The organism is Streptomyces sp. NPDC007905, assembly GCF_042959345.1.
Classification (GTDB): Bacteria; Actinomycetota; Actinomycetes; order Streptomycetales; family Streptomycetaceae; genus Streptomyces.
Genome location: NZ_JBIBKS010000008.1, coordinates 90,005 through 110,929, shown reverse-complemented (window position 1 = coordinate 110,929; position 20,925 = coordinate 90,005). Strand labels below are relative to the sequence as shown.

At 70.2% G+C, this 20,925-nt stretch carries 19 protein-coding genes and 1 tRNA gene; 6 read left to right on the top strand and 14 right to left on the bottom strand.

The genetic code is table 11. The annotated features are described in order from the left end of the window. Positions 1 to 248: 248 nt before the first annotated feature. Positions 249 to 1,304, top strand: a complete 1,056-nt coding sequence (locus ACFZDC_RS16205) for a substrate-binding domain-containing protein (protein WP_391324229.1) — start codon at positions 249 to 251, stop codon at positions 1,302 to 1,304. A 32-nt stretch (positions 1,305 to 1,336) separates the two neighbouring features. On the opposite strand, the gene ACFZDC_RS16200 is transcribed toward ACFZDC_RS16205, so the two are convergent. Next, positions 1,337 to 1,708, bottom strand: a complete 372-nt coding sequence (locus ACFZDC_RS16200) for a hypothetical protein (protein WP_391324227.1) — start codon at positions 1,706 to 1,708, stop codon at positions 1,337 to 1,339. 19 nt (positions 1,709 to 1,727) lie between these two features. Then, positions 1,728 to 2,336, bottom strand: coding sequence for a TetR family transcriptional regulator (locus ACFZDC_RS16195; protein ID WP_391324225.1), 609 nt, complete (start codon positions 2,334 to 2,336; stop codon positions 1,728 to 1,730). A 116-nt stretch (positions 2,337 to 2,452) separates the two neighbouring features. Here ACFZDC_RS16195 and ACFZDC_RS16190 point away from each other — a divergent pair, with 116 nt between their 5' ends. After that, positions 2,453 to 3,934 (top strand): DHA2 family efflux MFS transporter permease subunit, encoded by a 1,482-nt coding sequence (locus ACFZDC_RS16190; protein ID WP_391324224.1) that lies wholly within the window; start codon positions 2,453 to 2,455, stop codon positions 3,932 to 3,934. Here ACFZDC_RS16190 and ACFZDC_RS16185 read toward each other — a convergent pair. From ACFZDC_RS16185 to ACFZDC_RS16170, 4 genes are all read right to left on the bottom strand, one after another. After that, positions 3,930 to 4,002 (bottom strand) — tRNA-His (locus ACFZDC_RS16185). The genes ACFZDC_RS16190 and ACFZDC_RS16185 overlap by 5 nt on opposite strands. A gap of 115 nt (positions 4,003 to 4,117) precedes the next feature. Continuing rightward, positions 4,118 to 4,720, bottom strand: a complete 603-nt coding sequence (gene orn / locus ACFZDC_RS16180) for an oligoribonuclease (RefSeq protein ID WP_391324222.1) — start codon at positions 4,718 to 4,720, stop codon at positions 4,118 to 4,120. Between the two features lie 141 nt (positions 4,721 to 4,861). After that, on the bottom strand, positions 4,862 to 6,079 hold the full coding sequence (locus tag ACFZDC_RS16175; protein WP_391324220.1) for a helix-turn-helix domain-containing protein: 1,218 nt from the start codon (positions 6,077 to 6,079) through the stop codon (positions 4,862 to 4,864). A gap of 378 nt (positions 6,080 to 6,457) precedes the next feature. After that, complete coding sequence (locus ACFZDC_RS16170; protein WP_391324219.1) at positions 6,458 to 6,712, bottom strand: hypothetical protein; 255 nt, start codon at positions 6,710 to 6,712, stop codon at positions 6,458 to 6,460. Between the two features lie 312 nt (positions 6,713 to 7,024). Here ACFZDC_RS16170 and ACFZDC_RS16165 point away from each other — a divergent pair, with 312 nt between their 5' ends. Both ACFZDC_RS16165 and ACFZDC_RS16160 read left to right on the top strand, forming a co-directional pair. Beyond that, a complete protein-coding gene (locus ACFZDC_RS16165) occupies positions 7,025 to 7,552 on the top strand; it encodes a universal stress protein (protein ID WP_391324548.1) in 528 nt (175 codons plus the stop codon). A gap of 127 nt (positions 7,553 to 7,679) precedes the next feature. Further along, on the top strand, positions 7,680 to 8,246 hold the full coding sequence (locus ACFZDC_RS16160; RefSeq protein ID WP_391324217.1) for a GPR1/FUN34/YaaH family transporter: 567 nt from the start codon (positions 7,680 to 7,682) through the stop codon (positions 8,244 to 8,246). A 79-nt stretch (positions 8,247 to 8,325) separates the two neighbouring features. Here ACFZDC_RS16160 and glmS read toward each other — a convergent pair whose 3' ends face one another. Beyond that, a complete protein-coding gene (gene glmS / locus ACFZDC_RS16155; protein ID WP_391324215.1) occupies positions 8,326 to 10,143 on the bottom strand; it encodes a glutamine--fructose-6-phosphate transaminase (isomerizing) in 1,818 nt (605 codons plus the stop codon). Positions 10,144 to 10,169: 26 nt separating this feature from the next. Then, on the bottom strand, positions 10,170 to 10,427 hold the full coding sequence (locus tag ACFZDC_RS16150) for a hypothetical protein (RefSeq protein ID WP_391324213.1): 258 nt from the start codon (positions 10,425 to 10,427) through the stop codon (positions 10,170 to 10,172). Positions 10,428 to 10,592: 165 nt separating this feature from the next. On the opposite strand from ACFZDC_RS16150, the gene ACFZDC_RS16145 reads away from it, so the two are divergent. Continuing rightward, positions 10,593 to 12,191 carry a fibronectin type III domain-containing protein gene (locus ACFZDC_RS16145; protein WP_391324211.1) on the top strand — a complete coding sequence of 533 codons (1,599 nt, stop codon included), beginning with the start codon at positions 10,593 to 10,595 and terminating at the stop codon, positions 12,189 to 12,191. Between the two features lie 55 nt (positions 12,192 to 12,246). Here the strand turns inward: ACFZDC_RS16145 and ACFZDC_RS16140 are convergent, their stop codons facing one another. After that, positions 12,247 to 13,128 carry a DUF4429 domain-containing protein gene (locus tag ACFZDC_RS16140; protein WP_391324209.1) on the bottom strand — a complete coding sequence of 294 codons (882 nt, stop codon included), beginning with the start codon at positions 13,126 to 13,128 and terminating at the stop codon, positions 12,247 to 12,249. Between the two features lie 62 nt (positions 13,129 to 13,190). Here ACFZDC_RS16140 and ACFZDC_RS16135 point away from each other — a divergent pair, with 62 nt between their 5' ends. Continuing rightward, on the top strand, positions 13,191 to 14,792 hold the full coding sequence (locus tag ACFZDC_RS16135; RefSeq protein ID WP_391324207.1) for a family 20 glycosylhydrolase: 1,602 nt from the start codon (positions 13,191 to 13,193) through the stop codon (positions 14,790 to 14,792). 54 nt (positions 14,793 to 14,846) lie between these two features. Here ACFZDC_RS16135 and ACFZDC_RS16130 read toward each other — a convergent pair whose 3' ends face one another. The 5 genes from ACFZDC_RS16130 to ACFZDC_RS16110 all read right to left on the bottom strand — a co-directional run bounded on the left by ACFZDC_RS16130 (position 14,847) and on the right by ACFZDC_RS16110 (position 20,831). Next, the gene (locus tag ACFZDC_RS16130) at positions 14,847 to 16,616 is read right to left on the bottom strand and encodes an IucA/IucC family protein (RefSeq protein ID WP_391324206.1); all 1,770 of its coding nucleotides are present in this window, start codon (positions 16,614 to 16,616) and stop codon (positions 14,847 to 14,849) included. After that, complete coding sequence (locus tag ACFZDC_RS16125) at positions 16,613 to 17,152, bottom strand: GNAT family N-acetyltransferase (RefSeq protein ID WP_391324204.1); 540 nt, start codon at positions 17,150 to 17,152, stop codon at positions 16,613 to 16,615. The genes ACFZDC_RS16130 and ACFZDC_RS16125 overlap by 4 nt, the downstream gene beginning before the upstream one ends. Continuing rightward, positions 17,149 to 18,426: a SidA/IucD/PvdA family monooxygenase gene (locus tag ACFZDC_RS16120; protein ID WP_391324202.1), complete on the bottom strand. Its 1,278-nt coding sequence runs from the start codon at positions 18,424 to 18,426 to the stop codon at positions 17,149 to 17,151. The genes ACFZDC_RS16125 and ACFZDC_RS16120 overlap by 4 nt, the downstream gene beginning before the upstream one ends. Next, positions 18,410 to 19,876 carry a lysine decarboxylase DesA gene (desA, locus tag ACFZDC_RS16115; RefSeq protein ID WP_391324200.1) on the bottom strand — a complete coding sequence of 489 codons (1,467 nt, stop codon included), beginning with the start codon at positions 19,874 to 19,876 and terminating at the stop codon, positions 18,410 to 18,412. Before desA ends, ACFZDC_RS16120 begins: the two co-directional genes overlap by 17 nt. Before the next feature lie 133 nt (positions 19,877 to 20,009). Then, positions 20,010 to 20,831: a siderophore-interacting protein gene (locus ACFZDC_RS16110; protein ID WP_391324199.1), complete on the bottom strand. Its 822-nt coding sequence runs from the start codon at positions 20,829 to 20,831 to the stop codon at positions 20,010 to 20,012. Between the last annotated feature and the right edge of the window lie 94 nt (positions 20,832 to 20,925).

Genomic DNA, 20,925 nt, shown 5'->3' with positions numbered 1-20,925 from the left:
ACTCGCTGCGGCTCGGGCGGGGAACGTGCGGGATGTGTAGGTGTCAGGTACTGTGGGAGCGCTCCCACAAGTGATGTGTTGAAGAGTCGTCGGTTCCGGGCGGGGTGTCAAGGGAGCGGGCGCGGAGGGGTGCGTTCGGTTATCCGAGTGTTAACTGGCCCTCTCCGGGCGCCCGGTGGCGGTCCACGGTCTGGCCAGGGCTGTTAGATTCCAGCCAGCCGGATGTTGGTGCGAGGGAGGCGGAGCCCATGGCAAGCCACAGAGCGCGGGGCCGGGGCGGGGGGCGGCCCACGCTCGAGGAGGTTGCCGCCCGGGCCGGGGTCGGCCGGGGCACGGTCTCGCGGGTGATCAACGGCTCGCCCCGGGTCAGTGACGCGACCCGCGCGGCGGTCGAGGCGGCGGTCGCCGAACTCGGTTACGTCCCGAACACCGCGGCCCGCGCCCTCGCGGCCAACCGCACCGATGCCATCGCGCTGGTCGTGCCCGAGCCGGAGACCCGGTTCTTCGCGGAGCCGTACTTCTCGGACATGCTGCGCGGTGTCGGCGCCGAACTCTCCGAAACCGAGATGCAGTTGCTGCTGATCTTCGCGGGCAGCGACCGGGAGCGGGAGCGCCTCGCGCAGTACCTGGCGGCCCACCGCGTGGACGGCGTCCTGCTGGTCTCCGTGCACGCCGACGACCCGCTCCCCGACCTGATCGCCCAACTGGAGATCCCGGCGGTGATCAGCGGTCCGCGCTCGGCCGCGGAGACGCTCACCTCGGTGGACTCGGACAACTACGGCGGAGCGCGCTCGGCCGTGGAGCACCTGCTCTCCCGGGGCCGCCGCAGGATCGCCCACATCACCGGCCGCCTCGACGTCTACGGCGCCCAGCGACGCGTCGACGGCTACCGCGACGCCCTGCGGGACGCGGGCCTCGAAGTGGACGAACTCCTCATCGAGCCGGGGGACTTCACCGAGGAGGGCGGCCTGCGCGCGATGACGACGTTGCTGGAGCGGCACCCCGACCTGGACGCGGTCTTCGCCGGCTCGGACGTGACGGCGGCGGGCGCCCGGCAGGTGCTGCGCGGGGCGGGCCGCCGTATCCCCGACGACGTGGCGCTGGTCGGGTACGACGACTCGGCCATCTCCCGTCACATGGAGCCGCCGCTGACCAGCGTCCGCCAGCCCATAGAGGAGATGGGCCGCGCGATGATCGACCTGCTGCTCACGGAGATCGCCGACCGCCGCCCGGCCGTGTCCCGGGGCCTCGAGCGGCGGCACGCGGTGCTGCCGACGGAACTGGTGGCGCGGGCGTCGTCGTAGCGGGGTTCCGGACGCGGTCCCCGGCTCGCGGGTCAGCCCCCGACGAGGGCCAGGTAGCTGCCCGGGGTCGTGGAGCAGTCCTTCAGGCAGGTCGCGAGGCCGGGGACCGCTTCGGCCCGGGCGTCGTCGGTGCCGTGGTCCAGGAGAGCCGGGGTCTCGCGGAGCGCGGGCCGTGCCGCCTGCTCGTTGAGGACCGTGTCGTGGTACGGGTCGATCGTCGCGAGCCTGCCCGATGTGCAGGCGGGGAGCTGGGCGATCAGCCGGGCCAGTGCCTCGCCGTGCCCGCGGGACTCACGGATCGGGGCCGGCCTGTGCTTGGAGCGCCGACTCATCCGGTGCGAGTGGCTGTCGTACAACTGCGGGTCGATCCCCGTGCGGGGATCCTCCCGGGGAAGTGGTGACACGGACGCGTCGTAACGCGGGTCAGGAACGGGGGCGCACGGCTTCCCAGCCCTTCTCCAGCAGGTCGAAGGCGGCGTTGACAGCGGCTTCGGGGTCGGCGGTGCCGGCCAGGGCACGGGCTTCCAGGGCGAAGTGGGCCAGCGCCGCGCAAGCGGGGTCGTCCGCCGGGGCGCCGAGGTCGGCGGCGATCGTCTCGGCCAGGGCCCGCTCGTGCCGCATCCACATGCGCCGGTAGTACTCGATCAGTGCCGGGGTGCTGTTGATCAGCCGGTGGAACGCGGTGATCTGCTCGTCGTACTCGGCCCTGAAGACCCGCGCGGCCAGCGTGTGCGCGCGTAGCGCCCGCGGGATCGAGGTGCCGGGGGTCCGGTCGCGCACGGCGGCGACGAGCGCGGCCTCCTGGTCCGCATCCAGGTCGAAGACGAGCGCCTCCTTGCTCGGGAAGTGCTTGAACAACGTCGTCGTGGAGACGTCAGCGGCCTCGGCCACGTCCCTGATGCTCACCTCGTCGAAGCCGCGCTCCAGGAACAGTTCCAGCGCCGCGTCCGCCAGTGCCTTGCGGGTCGCGGCCTTCTTGCGCTCGCGCCGGCCCATGACCGGCCCCGGCCCGGCAGTCGTCGTCTCGCCCATGGCCGCAGCCTACCGCCTCGGTTGTCTTGGACAAAAGGTTGACTCATTGCACTTAGTGAGTCGGTGTGCTTTTCTGGGGGCGTTCCCGCCCCATCCTCCGGAAGGAGCCCTCAGCCATGCCTGTCGCAAACGTCCGCTGGACGTTGCTCGGCGTCATGCTCGCCATGCTGCTGGCCATGCTCGACAACAACATCGTCGGTACGGCGATGCCGACGATCGTCCGTGATCTGGGAGGACTTGAGCACATCTCCTGGGTGGTCACCGCGTACACGCTGGCCACCGCCGTCGCCTCGCCGGTCTGGGGAAAACTCGGCGACCTTTACGGGCGTAAACCCCTCTTCCAGGCCTCGATCGTGGTGTTCCTGCTCGGCTCCCTGCTGGCCGGCGCGGCCCACTCGATGCTCCAGCTGATCGAGTTCCGCGCGCTCCAGGGCATCGGCGCGGGCGGTCTGGCCGCCGGGGCGTTCGCGCTGATCGGCACGCTGGTGTCACCCCGGGAGCGCGGCCGGTACCAGGGCATGACGGCCATGGTGATGGCCATCGGCGTGGTCGGCGGCCCGCTGCTCGGCGGCTTCGTCACCGGCCACCTCGGCTGGCGCTGGGCGTTCTACGTCAACCTGCCCCTCGGCCTGATCGCCCTGGTCTGGGTTCAGCTGCTGCTGCGCCTGCCCGCTCGGGCACCCGGGACGCGGCCGCGGATCGACTGGGCCGGCATCGGCGTCCTGGCGGTCACCGTCGTGGCGGCGGTCCTGGCGGCGACCTGGGCCGGAACGACGTACGCGTGGACGTCCTGGCAGGTTCTCGCCCTGGGGGCGGTGGCCGTCCTCGGCACCGCCGCGTTCGCCGCCGTCGAGCGGCGCGTCCCCGAGCCGGTGCTTCCGCCCCGCGTCTTCACCGGCCACCGCAACTTCCCGCTCGCCGTGGGCCTGTTGCTCGCGGCCGGTGTGGTGATGTTCGGCTCGGCGCTCTACCTGCCCCTGTTCCAGCAGACCGTCCAGGGCAGCACGGCGACCAGCTCCGGCCTGCTCCTGTTGCCGCTGCTGATCCCGGTGGTGATCGCCTCCAACATCGCCGGGAAGGTCATGGCCCGCACCGGCCGCTACAAGGTGTTCCCGGTGCTGGGCACGCTGCTGCTCACGGCGGGCGCCCTGCTGCTCGCCACGATGGACACCGGTACCTCGCGCACCACGGCCGGCTGCTTCATGGCCCTGCTCGGCCTCGGGATGGGCTTCACCCTGCAGATGGGCACGACCATCGCCCAGAACAGCGTGGAGCTGCGGGACATGGGGGCGGCCTCGGCGGCGACGAACCTGTTCCGCACGCTCGGCGGCTCGCTCGGGGTGGCCGTCTTCGGCTCGCTGTTCACTCGGGCGGTGCCGGCCGCGGCGACGGGGGAGGCGTACCGGACGGCGGTGGCCACCGGCACGCAGCACATCTTCCTCACGACGGCGGCGGTGTGCGCCCTGGCGTTCGTGGCGGCGGTGCTGCTGAAGGAGGTCCCGCTGCGGGCCGGCCCCGGCCAGGGGCGGAAGGCGCCGGAAACGAATCAGCCGGTGACCCGTCTCTCGACGGAGTCACCGGCTGATCACTCAGGGTGAGTGACGGGACTCGAACCCGCGGCATCCTGGACCACAACCAGGTGCTCTACCAGCTGAGCTACACCCACCATGACCGGCAGTTCGAGGAGTGTTCTCCCCGACCGGCCGAGAAGAAGTCTACAGGGTCCCAAGGGGTGCTCGCGCACGTGTTTCCGTGCGGGCCTCCGCCCGGACCCGGCGGGTCTACTGCGCAGGCAGAACGTGCTTGGCCGCGATCTTCCGCGCGGTGTCGGAGTCGGGGCCGGGCTGGGGCACGAAGACGGCCTCGCGGTAGTAGCGCAGTTCCGCGATCGACTCGCGGATGTCGGCGAGGGCCCGGTGGTTGCCGTTCTTCTCCGGGCTGTTGAAGTACGCCCGCGGGTACCAGCGCCGGGCCAGCTCCTTGATGCTGGAGACGTCCACGATCCGGTAGTGGAGGTAGTCCTCCAGGGTCGGCATGTCCCGCAGCAGGAAACCGCGGTCGGTGCCGACGGAGTTGCCGCACAGCGGGGCCTTGCCGGGCTCCTTCACATGCTCACGGACGTAGGCGAGCACCTGCTCCTCGGCGTCGGCCAGCGTGGTGCCGCCGGCCAGCTCGTCCAGCAGTCCGGACGCGGTGTGCATCTGACGCACCACCTCCGGCATCGTCTCCAGCGCCGAGTCCGGCGGACGGATGACGATGTCCACCCCCTCGCCGAGTACGTTCAGCTCGGAGTCGGTGACGAGGGCGGCCACCTCGATGAGAGCGTCGTCGGACAGCGAGAGGCCGGTCATCTCGCAGTCGATCCACACCATGCGATCGTTCATGCGACCACCCTAAGGCTGACGTCGGCGTTTGGGATGCCCCGCGTCGATGCCGGGGGCTGTGGGCTGCCGCCCCGGACCCGGCACCGGCGGCGACAGCGAAAGAGGGGGCGGGTGTGTGCCCGCCCCCTCCTCACTCCTCGCTCAGTTGCCGCTGCGCGGCCCCGGCAGCAGGCTCACCGCGCCCGCTGTCTGGCGCCGGCTCTGCATCGGAACCCCGCTCTCGCGGTCCGGATGCAGGACCGCGGGCGCGTGGCCCACCGGCCCGTGGCCGGACAGGCCCGGTGCGCCGGACGGCCCCGGCTGTGCCACCGGCGCCTGCGTGTCACCCGGCTTGTCGCCCTGCGGCCGACGGGCCCGGTAGGCGGCCCGGTAGGCGGCGGGGGACGAGCCGAGCTGGCGACGGAAGTGCCCGCGCAGCGCGACCGGGGAGCGGAAGCCGCAGCGGCCCGCCACCTCGTCCACGGAGTAGTCCGACGTCTCCAGCAGCCGCTGCGCCTGCAGCACCCGCTGGGTGATCAGCCACTGCAGCGGCGCGCTGCCGGTCAGTGAGCGGAACCGGCGGTCGAACGTACGGCGGCTCATGTAGGCGCGTGCCGCCAGAGTCTCCACGTCGAACTGCTCGTGGAGGTGTTCCAGCGCCCAGGCGACGACCTCGGCGAGCGGGTCGGCGCCGATCTCCTCGGGTAAAGACCTGTCGAGGTAGCGCTCCTGACCGCCGCTGCGGCGCGGTGGGACCACCAGGCGCCGGGCGAGCGCGCCGGCCGCCTCGTTGCCGTGGTCCGTCCGCACGATGTGGAGGCAGAGGTCGATACCGGCCGCCGTACCCGCCGACGTCAGGACGTCGGCGTCGTCGACGAACAGTTCACGTGGATCCACGTGAACCGACGGATAGCGCTTGGCCAGCGTCGGCGCGTACATCCAGTGCGTGGTCGCCGGACGGCCGTCCAGCAGGCCCGCCGCCGCGAGCACGAAGGCCCCGGTGCACAGCCCCACGATACGGGCGCCCTCCTCGTGCGCGCGGCGCAGCGCGTCGAGCGCCTCCTCCGGTGGCGGTGAGGTGATCGAGCGCCAGGCCGGTACGACGACCGTACCCGCGCGCGAAATCGCCTCGAGCCCATGTGGTGCGGTGAGTTCCAGGCCCCCTGTGGTCCGCAGTGGGCCTTCCTCGCCGGCGCACACCAGCAGTCGATAGCGCGGCACCCCGGCGTCCTGGCGGTCGATCCCGAACACCGACAGTGGTATGGAACTCTCGAAGATGGGACCGCCGCTGAACAGCAGCACCGCGACGATCTCCTTGCGGCGTCGCCCGGAAAGCTTCCGGGCCGCGGCTTCCGGCGCGGCAGTGGAGTCGTGGCTCATCCTGCTAAGCCCCCCTCGGTGGTCGCGGCTCCTCGGTTGTGTCGCTCCTGCACGTTTCCCCTCGGTCCTGCACGAGTCCCCCGCCGTAAGACAGTCAAGATCGAATCTACTGGCTACCGCGGTCTGACGGTGGCCAGTTCGACACGCCGGACATTGTCGACATGACAACTTGGCGTGAAGCATTCGATCACGAAGGGTTGCACTCGTGGGCCGTGCAGGGAAGTGCGCCTTGTCGCAGTGGCCAAACCGCGTAGGGTGCATGGGTCGGCTCAGACCCTTTCCGTGCAGGTGGAACGGGGGTTGGGGGGTGGGTGTGACCCCTCCGGAGCGGTATACGGAACTTGGCCGAAAAGAAGCGTTCGGGTGTGCAAAAACCGGTCAGTCGACCGGTGTCTCTTCCTTGGTGTGGCGTCCGCCTCTTTGCGCGGCGCACCGCTCGGACCGCCGCAGCAGGACACGGCAGACGGCCGTGACGGCGGCGAGGCCGAAGGCCGTGCCGGCGGCGCCGGCGAGCGAGGTGCCGTACCAGACGAGGACCACGGGGACGAGGACGCAACTGAAGGCCGCCCAGCGGATCACGTCGCCCGTGGTGTCCGGGGCGCGGTGCGGGTCGGTGGATCGGGGTCCGGACATCTCGTACTCCCTGTGGCGGTGACTCACCGGGTTCAACGTCTGTTCGATCGGTCGGTCACCGGCTGCGGCTGAAGCGAATCCCGCGCAAACCGCCTGTACGGGGCAGCAACCATTGCGTTACGGGCGCTGCTCGTGCATGCTCCGGGGAACCCCTGCGGACACCGGGGGCCGATCACGGAGCGTGTGCGGGAGCTGGGCAGAGGAGGCGTGCCGCCGTACCCTTGGGGTATGGGGTTGGGAAGGCGAAACCCGGACACAGCTCCGCCGCACGATGTCACCCCACCCACAATGGATCACAACGCCGAGACAGCCATGGCCGGTCACGAATTCTTCGAACCCGCGGACCGCAAGCGGCCGGTCGCCGATCCCACGGCGGCCGATCCCCTCGCGGCGGAAGAGTCACGCCCCTCCTGCGACCCCGCCTTCCAGCACGGCGTGGTCGTCGGCTTCGACGGCTCGACGTCCAGCGAGCGCGCCCTCGCCTACGCGGTCGGCATGGCCCACCGCTCCCGCTCGGGCCTGATCATCGTCCACGTGGCCAACCGGCTGCCCACCACGGTGTGGGCGGGGTGCGAGCCGCCCGTCTTCGTCGACGTACCGGATCACCGCACCGAGGTGCTGGGGCTCGAGCTCGCCTGTGCGGACTATCTGGCCGAGGTTCCCTGGATCCTGGTCGAGCGCGGTGGCGACATCTGCCACGAACTCGAAGAGGTGGGGCGGGAGTACGAGGCCGACGCGATCGTGGTCGGCTCCACGCACGGCATCGTGGGCCGGATCTTCGGCTCCGTGGCCGGACGGCTCGCCAAGCGGGCACAGCGGCCCGTGATCGTCATTCCCTGAGGTTTTCCGACCCTCCGTCAACTTCCTTTGTGCAGCGCGAAACTACTCGTGCGTAGAGGTGTTTGTGCCCTTGTGAAGGGCATATATCGGTCACCGCGCAACTGCACATGCACGAAGGGAGCCCGCCGTGGACAACGACGTCTCTGCGGGAAGCGGAACCACTACCGTGGCCGGCCGACTCGCCCTGGGTGTCACCCTATTGGCGTTCGGACTCGGCACGACCGGCGTGATCGACGGCGTACGGGTGTCCGACGCCGTGTCGCCGGCCCACTACGTCGGCGGCATCGCCCTGTTCCTCGTCGGTCTGCTGGCCTTCCGTGATCGTGACACCGCTTCCGGTACGGCCTTCGTGGCCCTCGGCGCGCTGTGGTTCACCTGGGCCGTCTCGTTCGGCGACCACACGTCGGCCAACGGAGCGGGACTCTTCCTGCTGCTCTTCGCCCTCGTGGCGCTCACGCTGACGCTGGCGGGCGGGGACGACCTCGGTCAGGTCGTGTACGGGCTGCTGTTCCTGGCGATGCTGCTGCTCGCCGTGGCGTCCTTCGCCGACAGTTCCTCGCTCGCGAAGGTCGGCGGCTGGGTCGCCGCCGTCTGCGGTGCCGTTGCCTGGTACGCGGCGACAGCCGCTCTCGCGCACTGGCCGACGGTGCTTCCCCGACGTGCTGCCGGCCGGGGGATGACGGCCACCGGCTGATTCGAGCAGCACTGAAGGGACCCCCACGTGATCGGTGGCGCACGTGGGGGTCCGTTCTGCCGGCCGTGTCCGGGTCGCCCTACTCGACGGTGACCGACTTGGCGAGGTTCCTGGGCTTGTCGATGTCCCGCCCGAGTGCCTTCGCCGTGTGGTACGCCAGGAGCTGGAGCGGGATGCCCATCAGGATCGGGTCCAGCTCGTCCTCGTTCTTCGGGACCACGATCGTCTGGTCCGCCTTCTCCTGGTGCTGGTGGGCCACCGCGAGGATCTTGCCGCTGCGGGCCTTGATCTCCTCCAGCGCCGCGCGGTTCTTCTCCAGGAGGTCGTCGTCGGGGACGATCGCCACCGTCGGCAGGGCCGGCTCGATCAGGGCCAGCGGGCCGTGCTTCAGCTCGGAGGCGGGGTAGGCCTCGGCGTGGATGTAGGAGACCTCCTTGAGCTTCAGGGAGGCCTCGCGGGCCACCGGGTAGCCCCGGACGCGGCCGATGAAGAGCATCGAGCGGGCGTCGGCGTACTGCTCGGCCAGCTGCTTGACCTCCTCCTCCTGCTTGAGGATCTCGGTGATCTGCTCCGGCAGCTTCCGCAGGCCCTCGATGATCCGCTTGCCGTCGCGGACCGACAGGTCCCGGGTGCGGCCCAGGTGGAGGGCGAGCAGGGCGAAGGCGACCGTGGTGTTGGTGAAGCACTTGGTGGACACCACGCAGACCTCGGGGCCGGCGTGCACGTAGATGCCGCCGTCGGCCTCGCGGGCGATCGCGGAACCGACCACGTTGACCACGCCGAGGACCCGGGCGCCCTTGCGCTTCAACTCCTGCACGGCCGCCAGCACGTCGTACGTCTCACCGGACTGGGAGACCGCGACGTAGAGGGTGTCGGGGTCCACGACCGCGTTGCGGTAGCGGAACTCGGAGGCCGGCTCGGCGTCGGCGGGGATGCGGGCCAGCTCCTCGATCATCTGGGCGCCGATCATGCCCGCGTGGTACGAGGTGCCGCAGCCGAGGATCTTCACGCGGCGGATCTTGCGCGCCTCGCGGGCGTCCAGGTTGAGGCCGCCGAGGTGCACGGTGGAGAAGCGGTCGTCGATGCGGCCGCGCAGCACGCGGTCCACGGCGTCGGCCTGCTCGTGGATCTCCTTGTGCATGTAGGTGTCGTGGCCGCCCATGTCGTAGGAGGCCGCCTCCCACTCAACGGTGGTCGGCTCGGCCGTCGTACGGGTGCCCTCGGTGGTGTAGGTGCGGAAGTCGTCGGCCTTGAGGGTGGCCATCTCGCCGTCGTCCAGCGTCACTATCTGCCGGGTGTGGGCGACCAGGGCGGCGATGTCCGAGGCGACGAACATCTCCTTCTCGCCGATGCCGAGGACGACCGGGGAGCCGTTTCGGGCCACCACGATGCGGTCGGAGAAGTCGGCGTGCATGACCGCGATGCCGTAGGTGCCCTCGACGACCCGGAGGGTCTCGCGGACCTTGTCCTCCAGCTTCTCGGCCTGCGAGCGGGCGATCAGGTGGACGAGCACCTCGGTGTCGGTCTCGGAGAGGAACTCGACCCCGTCGGCCTCCAGCTTGCGGCGCAGGTCGGAGGCGTTGTCGATGATGCCGTTGTGCACGACGGCGACCTTGTGGTCGGCCGACATGTGCGGGTGGGCGTTCACGTCGGAGGGGGCGCCGTGGGTGGCCCAGCGGGTGTGGGCGATGCCTGTGGTGCCCTTGAAGCGGGCCGGGACCTTCGCCTCCAGGTCGCGCACCCGGCCCTTGGCCTTGACCATCTTCAGGCCGGCCGTCTTCGGGGAGGTGACGACGATGCCCGCCGAGTCGTAGCCCCGGTACTCCAGGCGCTGCAGGCCTTCCAGGAGCAGGGGAGCCACGTCACGCTTCCCGATGTATCCGACAATTCCGCACATATATAGGTATCCCTCAGCCTGGCGTCTCAGCCGTAGACCATGCGGCGCAGCTGCCTGAGCGTCAGCTCCGGCGGCGCCACCGCCCGGTATCTCAGGTCCGCCTCGATCCGTTCGAAGATCGCCGTGTTCGTCAGGCCCTGGGCCTGCAGTTCGCGGTGGCGGCGACGGACGTACTCCGGTGTCGTCTCGTCGAAGTAGGCGAGCACGTCCTGGACCACCCGCAGCGCCTCGCCCCTGCTCAGGGGCGTCGAGCGCGTCAGATGATCGACAAGTTCCTCGTGCACCCGGTAGATCCTGAGGTATCGAAGCGAGTTTCGCAAGAATCGTGCCCGATTCCGGGCAGACGCCTGTTGGATCTCTTATGGTGCTCTGTTCGCAAGCTGTCCATCCTGCGTCTTGCGCCACGTTGCTCGAACAGGCGAGTTTCAGACGCCATGGACATTCCTCGTATGGGAGTACCCGAGAAGCTGGCCGAGCGCATGAGCATGGCCGAGCAGCATGAGTACCTGCGCGCCAGGTTCTCGCGGCGCACCATGATCAGAGGCGGCGCCGTCACCCTGGGCGCCGTCGCGGGCGGCGCGTTCGTCCCGGGCGCCACCGCCCAGGCCGGCGTGCCGGCCCTGGGGGTACCTCCCACGCCCTTCAGGCAGTGGGGGAGCACCGCCCCCGCCACCGAGTCGGTCGACGGGGCCCTCGTCGCCCCCTTCGGCCGGCACCTGGCCTGGGGCAACGACCCGCGCACCGAGATGACCGTCTCCTGGCAGGTCCCGGTCGCGGTGAAGAAGCCCTTCATCCGCATCGGCGCCCACCCCTGGGATCTGTCCCGCAAGATCGACGCCGAGGTCCGCACCCTCCACACCCCGGCCGGCGTCGGCGCGAGCGGCGACCACACCCAGTACTACCTGCACGCCGAACTCGCCCACCTGCGCCCCGGCAAGACGTACTACTACGGCGTCGGCCACCAGGGCTTCGACCCGGCCGAGCCGCACCTGCTGGGCACCCTGGGCACCTTCACCACCGCCCCCGCCCACAAGGCGCCCTTCACCTTCACCGCATTCGGCGACCAGGGCGTCAGCTACCACGCCCTGGCCAACGACAGCCTGATCCTCGGCCAGAACCCGGCCTTCCACCTGCACGCCGGTGACATCGCCTACGGCGACCCGTCCGGCGCGGGCAAGACCACCGACACCGGGTTCGACTCGCGCACCTGGGACCAGTTCCTGTACCAGACCGAGTCGGTCGCCAAGCAGATCCCGTGGATGGTCTCGTACGGCAACCACGACATGGAGGCCTGGTATTCGCCCAACGGCTACGGGGGCGAGAAGGCCCGCTGGACCCTCCCGGACAACGGTCCGGACGCCAAGAACCTGCCGGGCGTCTACTCCTTCGTCTACGGCAACACGGCGATCATCTCGCTGGACCCCAACGACGTCTCCTTCGAGATCCCGGCGAACCTGGGCATCTCCGGCGGAACTCAGACGAAATGGTTCGAGGGTCAGCTGAGGAAGTTCCGCGCCGCGAAGGACATCGACTTCATCATCGTGTTCTTCCACCACTGCGCGTACTGCACCTCCACCGCGCACGCCTCGGAGGGGGGTGTGCGCCAGGAGTGGGTGCCGCTGTTCGAGAAGTACACGGTGGACCTGGTCATCAACGGCCACAACCACCAGTACGAGCGCACGGACGTCATCAAGGGCAACGACGTCACCAAGAAGCTGCCGATCGGCGGCACGGCGTACTCCGAGACCGAAGGCGTGGTGTACGTCACGGCGGGTGCGGCGGGCCGCAGCCTGTACGCCTTCAGCGCCCCTGACTCGTACGAGGGTCACGAGAACGAGGTCGACTCCGTGGCCTCCTTCGTCAACCTCAAGGACGGCAAGCACAACGAGACCGTTGCCTGGTCGCGGGTGCGTTACCTCAACTACTCGTTCCTGCGCGTGGACGTCGAGCCCGCGCCGAAGGGGCACTACGCCAGGCTGAAGGTCCAGGGCATCGCCGAGACCGGTGACCGGATCGACCACTTCACGGTGGCCCGCAGGGCGAAGTAGGCATCCGGTCGCGCCCGGAAAGGCGGGGCGCGACCTCTGCGAGAGCGGGTGGTCCTCACATACGTGCGAGGACCGCCCGCTTGGCCAGGTGGAACTCCTCGTCGGTGAGCACCCCCGAGCGGTGCAGCTCACCCAGCTCGCGCAGCCGCCGCAGCAGCGCGTCGTGATCGTCCTCGGCCGATGGCGCCTTCGTGAGCCGCGGCGGCTCCGGCCGCACCTCCGCCCGGGCGCCCGGCACCGACGGGTGCGGCAGCCGGGCCTGCACGGCGGCCGCGACCAGGGCCATCAGCGGATCCTTCTTGAAGCCCCACAGCTCGACGGCGTTGGGGTCGTACTTCGGCGGCGCGGTGGCGGGCGCGCCCCGCACGGTGAAGCGCAGGTGGCCGTTCTCCAGCCCGACCGCCGGCTGCCAGTCCACGGCGGTGATCTCGGTGAGCGGGATCGTACGGGGTCCGGTGGCGGCCTTGGCGTCCTCCGTCTTCCAGTTCCACTCCAGGCGCACCTGCTCACCGTCGAAGCCCGCCGTGCCGTCCCCGGCCGAGGCGGACAGCGGCACGGACGGCCCCGGCAGCAGGTAGCCGTCGACCGGGTCCGGTGAAACGCCGTCCAGCAGCAGGGCGTTGCGGACCTCGTCCGCGAAGTACTCGGCGACGCCGTACCGGTCGGACTCCACGGTCAGCTGATAGGGGTCGTGGGGCTCGGTGAGCCGGCCGCCGGTGGCGTGCAGCAGCGGGTCGGCGCCATCCCGCAGCCGCAGCCTCAGCCGCCCCGACCTCTTGCCCTGCTCGAAGGAGACGCCGGCCAACGCGCCCAGCGGTACGACGAGTTCACCCAGCGTCCGGCGCAGCAGGACGATGTTCTTGTCCCGGCCGGGGGTCAGCCTGAGGGCGTCCCCGTCGAAGATCCAGCTACCGTCCTTCTGGATGATTTCCGTCATGCGGGGATTGTTTCACCGCATCTGCGGGAGAGTGGTCTTTACCATTCCCGAAGGGAGCGCATGTGAGACGGAACCACAGCACGACTCCCCGACTGACCCGCGTCCTCGGATGCCTGCTGCTTGTGGCGGCGGCAGGCGTGTTCACCGTCGGCGCGGCACCCGCACCGCGGGCCGCGGCGGCGACCCCGCTGGACCGCGTGGTCCCGGCGCCCGCGTCGGTCGAGCCCGCCGGATCCCCGTACCGCGTCACCCGCGCCACCCGCGTCCGCGTGGACGGCTCGGACGAGGTCCGCCGGACGGGGGAGTACCTCGCCGGCATCCTGCGGCCGTCCACCGGCTACCCGCTGCCGGTCACCGAGCAGGGCAGCGGCGGCATCCGACTCCACCTGGCCCGGGGGTCGTTCGGCGCCGAGGGCTACCGCCTGAGCAGCGGACCCAAGGGCGTCTCCATCACCGCGAGCACCCCCGCCGGTCTCTTCCACGGCGTCCAGACCCTGCGCCAGCTCCTCCCGGCGTCCGTGGAGAAGAAGAGCGTCCAGCCCGGCCCCTGGCGGATCGCCGGCGGCACCGTCGAGGACCGCCCGCGCTACGGCTACCGGGGCGCCATGCTGGACGTCTCCCGGCACTTCTTCACGGTGGCCCAGGTCGAGCGCTACATCGATCAGCTGGCCCTCTACAAGATCAACACGCTGCACCTGCACCTCAGCGACGACCAGGGCTGGCGCATCGCCATCGACTCCTGGCCGCGCCTGGCCGCCTACGGCGGCTCGACCGAGGTCGGCGGCGGCAGAGGCGGCTACTTCACCAAGGCCGAGTACCGGCAGATCGTCCGCTACGCCGCCTCCCGTTATCTGGAGGTCGTCCCCGAGATCGACATGCCGGGCCACACGAACGCGGCCCTCGCCTCCTACGCGCGGCTGAACTGCAACGGCACCGCGCCCCCGCTGTACACCGGCACCGAGGTCGGCTTCAGCTCGCTGTGCGTGCCCAAGGAGGTGACGTACGACTTCGTGGACGACGTCGTCCGGGAGCTGGCCGCGCTCACCCCCGGCCGCTACCTGCACATCGGCGGCGACGAGGCGCACTCCACCAGCCACGCCGACTACGTGAAGTTCATGGACCGCGTGCAGCCGATCGTGGCCAGGTACGGCAAGACGGTGATCGGCTGGCACCAGCTGACCGGCGCCACCCCCGCCAAGGGCGCCCTCGCCCAGTACTGGGGCCTGGACGGCACCGGCGCGGCGGAGAAGGCACAGGTGGCGAAGGCCGCCCAGAACGGCACGGGACTCATCCTGTCCCCGGCGGACCGGGTCTACCTCGACATGAAGTACACCGCGACCACCCGGCTGGGCACGAAGTGGGCGGGCCTGGTCGAGGTGAAGCGTTCCTACGACTGGGACCCGGGCAGCTACCTCCCCGGAGCGCCCGCCTCGGCCATCAGGGGCGTCGAGGCGCCGCTGTGGTCCGAGACCCTCACCACGTCCGCCGACATCGAGTACATGGCGTTCCCGCGCCTGGCCGGAGCGGCCGAGCTGGGCTGGTCCCCGGCGGTCACCCACGACTGGGCGCGGTACAAGGTACGGCTGGCGGCCCAGGGGCCGCGCTGGACCGCCCTCGGCATCAGCTACTACAAGTCGCCGCAGGTGCCCTGGCCGACGAGTTGAGCCAAGGCTGACGGGTACCCCGCAGGGCCGTCCTCCGGGGTGCCCGTCCGTCTGTCAGAACCCGGCGAGGGGGTTCTGCAGGTTCCCCACCAGCTGGAGTGCACCGGAGGGATCCGCGAGGTCCACCATCTGCCGGTTGTCGCGCAACTGGAGCCGGTTCAGGCAGGACAGCGCGAACTCCGGGGTGAACATGTCGTACTGCCGGAACCTGTCGGCCAGTTCGGGCACCGACTCCTGGTACTCGCAGGTCACCTCCGCGACCGTCTGCCAGAAGTCGTCCTCCGCCAGGATCCCCTCGTCGGCGAGGTTCGCCGCGAGGAAGCGGAAGAAGCAGTCGAAGACGTCGGTGAAGAGTGACAGCAGCTTCTTGTCCTCCGGGACCTCGACCCGGATCCGCCGCACCTCGGGCGGCAGCACCGCGTCCGGGTCCATGACGGCGATCTCCTCGGCGATGTCCTTGTGGACCGCGCGCTGCACGGCCCCGTCCCTCAGCACCAGGATCACGTTCTCGCCGTGCGGCATGAAGACCAGGTCGTAGGCGTAGAAGCAGTGCAGCAGCGGGGTGAGGTACGCCCGCAGGTACTGCCGCAGCCACTCGGCGGGCGCGAGCTGCGACCGCTCCACCAGCGCGCCCGCGAAGGAGGCGCCCTCGTGGTCCACGTGCAGCAGGGACGCCATGGTCGCGAGGGACTCGCCCTCGCGCAGCGACGGCACCGGGCTCTCCCGCCACAGCGCGGCCAGCATCTTGCGGTACGGCGAGTGGCGGTCGGTGGCCCGCTCGTACTCCAGGTGCCGGTAGCCGACGGCCGCCCGCTCCCGGATGATCGACACACCGGTCGCCTTCAGCACGCCGTCGTTCTCGATGAGCTGGGCGAGCCAGTCGTTGATCGCCGGGGTCGCCTCCATGTAGGCGGGCGAAAGCCCCCGCACGAAGCCCATGTTGAGGACGGACAGCGCCGTCTTCACATAGTGCTTGTGCGGGGCGGAGGTGTTGAAGAAGGTCCGTACCGACTGCTGGGCCAGGTACTCGTCGTCGCCCTCGCCCAGGCAGACCAGGTGCCGGCGGGCCACCTCCGCGGCGAAGGTCACGCTGAGCTTGTTCCACCACTGCCAGGGGTGGACGGGGATGAACAGGTAGTCGGCGGGGTCGAGGCCCTGCTCGGTGAGGGTGGCGAGGAAACGGTTCAGCGTCCTGTCGCCGAGCTCCTCCCGCAGCAAGGACTCGTACGCGATCCTGACCCCCGCCGTGAACGTGGCCCGCGAGCGGTGCGCGGCCAGCCACACCAGCCGGACCGGGCTCGCGGTCTCGGGGGCGTACGACAGGTACTCGTGGACGCCGAAGCCGAGCCGTCCGTTGTTGGCGACGAAGCAGGGGTGGCCCTCGGTCATCCCGGTCTCGATCGCCTGGAAGCCGCTCCGCGCCAGCTCGGCGGAGGTCACCCTCGGCTTGGTGAGCTTGTAGCAGGTGCCCGAGAGGGTGGAGGAGATCTCCTCCAGATAGACGGGCAGGATCTCGTCGCTCAGCCCCAGCGACTGCCGCAGCTCGATGAAGAAGTCCAGGGCGACGAGCGGGAGTTCGTCGCCGCCGCGGTGCCGGGTGAGCGAACCGGCGTCGACCTGCCAGTGGTCGAGGGAGCGGCGGACGGCGGCGAACCGGTACTGCGTGAGCCCGTCGTCACTGCGCACGACATACCGGTCGCCGTCCTTCTCGGGCGCGATCAGCCGTTCATGGGCGAACTCGGCGAGCGCCTTGCGCAGGAGAAGGCGGTTGGCGGTCTCCCAGCGCTCGGGGGACAGATGGGCCACGGCGTCGGTGAGCGTCATGCGGCCACCGCCTTCCTGAACTGCTCGCGCGTGCAGAAGCTCAGCAGGGCCTTCTTCTCCGGCTTCCGGATCTCGCCCTGGGGCACGAACCCGACGGCCTCGTTCAGGGCGTGCACGGCCGTGTTGCGCACGTCCGGCTCGACGACGACCCGCCGGGTCCCCGGGTCCTCGAAGAGGTACGCCATCACGGCCGTGATGACGGCCCGGGTGAACCCGTGCACGGGCGTGTCGCTGGGCGCGACCAGGAAGTGCATGCCGACGTCGCCCGGCTGCGGCTCGTACAGCCCGACCAGCTCCCGGTGCGCGGGGTCGTAGCGCTCCATGAGGAAGACGGGCTCCCCGTCGCGCAGCCCGAGGAAGGCGTGGTGGTGCTCGTCGGCCGCGATCTCCAGGTAGGCACGTTCGACGTCCTCCGGTTTCGCCTCCCGCATCATCCAGAACGCCGCCTTGGGGTGCGTGACCCAGCCGTGCAGCAGCCCGGCGTCCTTCAGGGCGTCGAGGGGGCGGATCGAGAAGGTCGTGCTCTTGCCGGTCATGCTGCGAACTCCTGGAAGGCGATGGACTTCTCGACCGGGTAGTACTCGCTGCCGAGCAGCTCGCGGATGATGTACGCGTTCCGGTACGCGCCCATGCCCAGGTCGGGGCTGGTGATGCTGTGCGTGTGGACGCCGGCGTTCTGGAGGAAGACGCCGCGGCCGGTGATGTCGATGGCGTAGTTGCGGGCGATGTCGAAGTTGCCCTGGGAGTCGTAGCGCAGGCGGTCGCGGACCGGCGCGAGGAACTCGGGCTCGGCGTACCGGTAGCCGGTGGCCAGGACCAGGCCCTCGCTGGTCAGCTCGTAGTCCTTCTCCTGCTCCTCCTGCCGCAGGCCCAGGGTGTACCTGCCGTCGCTGTAACGGGCGGTGCGCAGGGCCGAGTTGGTGAGCAGTCGGGTGGGGACCGGGCCGTGGAGGTTCTTCCGGTAGAGCAGGTCGAAGATCTCGTTGATCAGGTCGCCGTCGATGCCCTTGAACAGGCCCTTGTGCTGGGCCGTGAGCCGGTAGCGGGTGGCCTCCGGGAGCGCGTGGTAGTAGTCGATGTACTCCGGGCTCGTCATCTCCAGCGTGAGCTTGGTGTACTCGAGCGGGAAGAAGCGCGGGGAGCGGGTGACCCAGTTCAGCTGGTAGCCGTGGACGTCGATCTCGCCGAGCAGGTCGTAGTAGATCTCCGCCGCCGACTGGCCGCTGCCGACCAGGGTGATCGACTTCTTTCGCCGCAGCTCCGCCTTGTGCTGCAGATAGCGGGAATTGTGGAGGAAGTCGCCGGCCAGGTCCCGGCAGGCGTCCGGGATGTGGGGCGGGGTACCGGTGCCGAGGACGAGGTGCCGGGCGCGGTAGCGGTCACCGGCCTCCGTGCGGACGACGTACAGCTCGTCCTCGTACGTCACCTCGGTGACCGTGGTGCCGAAGCGGACGCTGCTGAGCCTGTGCGCCGCCCAGCGGCAGTAGTCGTCGTACTCGACCCGCAGCGGATAGAAGTTCTCGCGGATGTAGAACGAGTACAGTCTGCCCTTCTCCTTCAGGTAGTTGAGGAAGGAGTACGGCGAGGTCGGGTCGGCGAGGGTGACCAGGTCCGACAGGAACGGGGTCTGGAGGTGGGCGCCGTCCAGGAACATGCCCGCGTGCCACTCGAAGTCGGGCTTGGCGTCCAGGAAGACGCCGTCCAGTTCGGCGATCGGCTCGGTCAGGCAGGCGAGGCCGAGGTTGAAGGGGCCGAGTCCGATCCCCACGAAGTCGTAGGTCGGGTACGGGGCTTCAGGACGCGCGCTCAAGGGACTCTCCCAGGTACTGCTCGGCGTGGCCGGCGATCAGGTCGAGGACGGCGGCGATGTCGGCCGGCGTCGTCTCGGGGTTGAGCAGGGTGAACTTCAGGTAGTGGCGGCCGCCGACCTCGGTGCCCGCGACCACGGCGTCGCCGGAGGCGAACAGCGCCTTGCGGGCGTACAGGTTGGCGCGGTCGATCTCGGCCGGGTCGGTGACGGCCGCCGGGAGGTAGCGGAAGACGAGGGTGGACAGGGTGGGCTCGACGACCACGTCGTAGCGCGGGTCGGCCGCCAGGAGCCTGAAGCCCTCCTGCGCCAGGTCGCAGACCTCGTCGAAGAGCTGCCCGATGCCGTCGGCGCCCATCACCCGCAGCGTCATCCACAGCTTGAGCGCGTCGAACCGGCGGGTGGTCTGCAGGGACTTGTCGACCTGGTTGGGGATGCGTTCCCGCACCATACGGCGCGGGTTCAGGTACTCCGCGTGGTAGGTGGCGTGGCGCAGGGTGGCCGCGTCCCTGACCAGCAGGGCGGAGGAACTCACCGGCTGGAAGAAGGACTTGTGGTAGTCGACGGTGACCGAGTCGGCGTGCTCGATGCCGTCGATGCGGTCCCGGTACTTGAGGGAGGCGAGCAGTCCGCAGCCGTAGGCCGCGTCCACGTGCAGCCACACGCCGTGCTGGGCGCAGAGTTCGGCGATCTCCGGGAGCGGGTCGATGGAGCCGAAGTCGGTGGTGCCGGCGGTGGCGACGACGGTCATGGGGACCAGGCCGTCCTTCGCACAGCGCTCCAGCTCGCGGGCGAGTGCGAGGGTCTGCATGCGCTTGTCGTGGTCGACGGGGATCGCGACGACCGCGTCGGGGCCGAGCCCGAGGAGTTTCGCGGACTTCTTCACGCTGAAGTGGCTGACCTCGGAGGCGAAGATACGGAGTGTGTCGAGCGGGGCGGGATGGTCCCACCCTGCCCGCGCGGGCTTGGCCTCCTCGCGGGCGAGGAGCAGCGCCTGGAGGTTGGACTGGGTGCCGCCGGAGGTGAAGACGCCGTCGGCGGCGGGGCCCAGGCCGACGCGGGCGGCCGTCCAGTCGATCAGCTTGCGCTCGATGAGGGTGCCGCCGGCCGACTGGTCCCAGGTGTCGAGGGAGGAGTTGACCGCGGCGAGCACGGCCTCGCCGAGCACCGCCGGCACGACGACGGGGCAGTTGAGGTGGGCGAGATAGCGGGGATGGTGGAAGTAGACCGCGTCGCGGAGGTAGACGTCCTCGAGTTCGTCGAGCACCGCGGTGGTGTCGTACAGGGGCCGGTCGAGGTCGATCCGCTCGATGCGGGGGGCGAGGGCGTCCACGGTGACGCCGGTGAACGGACGGTCGGTGGTGGCGAGTTGGGCCGCCACCCGCTCGACTCCTTCGGTCACGGAGCGGCGGTAGTGCTCCGCGGTGAGGCCATTGAGCAGGTGCGAGCGCATGTGGGGGTCCTCCGGGGGACTGTCCGTGCGGGAACGGGCGGGGCGAAGTTCCGCGTTCGACTTAGGTTAGCCTAGCCTAACTTCTCTGGGTCAAGGCGTGCCTCACCGGTGACCGGCCTCGCTGCACGGGGAGTTACTCCGCGGCCCGGAGCTGTTCCTCGGTCATCCCCCGTCGCCAGTACCCGACGAAGGCGACCCGGCGCCGGTCGAGGCCACGCTCGCCGACGAAGTGCCGCCGCAGCGCCTTCACCTGCCCCGACTCGCCCGCGAGCCACAGGTACGGGCGCTCGGCGGACGGCAGCGGGGCGGCTCGTACGGCGTCGACGGCCATGGGGGCGCCGTCGTGCCGTACGAGCCACGTGATCTCCGCGTCCGCGTCCGTGACGACGTCCTGGATGTCCCCGGCGTGCGGCACCTCCAGCCAGGCGTGGGCGCGGGTGCCGGCGGGGAGGGACTCGAGGATCGCGGTCGCGGCCGGCACGGCGGTCTCGTCGCCCCAGAGGACGACGAGGTCGGTGTCCGCCGGCGGCCGGAACCGAATCGCCCGGTTGTCCGCGACCGCCGGGCCGAGCAGCAGGACGCGGTCGCCGGCGGCGGCCCGGGCGGCCCAGTGGGAGGCGGGCCCGGCGGGAGTGTGCAGCGCGAAGTCGATGTCGATCTCGTCGGGATCGCGCCGCAGGGACCGGAGGGTGTACGACCGCATCACGGCCCGTACGTCGTCGGGGAGTTCACGCCAGGCCTGCCACCACCCGTCGCCCAGCTCCAGCGGTACGACAGGCTCGCTCTGCCCGGGATGCGGCAGGAACAGCGACAGGGACTGATCGCGCCCGTCGGAGTGAAAGGCCCGCAGATCGGCACCACCGAAGGTGACCCGGACCAGAGACGGCCCGAGCCGCCTGGTCCGCACGACCTGAAGGGAAAAGAAACGGAACGGGGCGGCCACGGCCGTTGTCATGGGGGCTCCTGCATCACGTCAGGTTTGTGGGTGTGGGACGTGCGGCCAACCTGAAGGGGCGCGGGAACTGTGCGACCAGCCGGTGACGGACCCG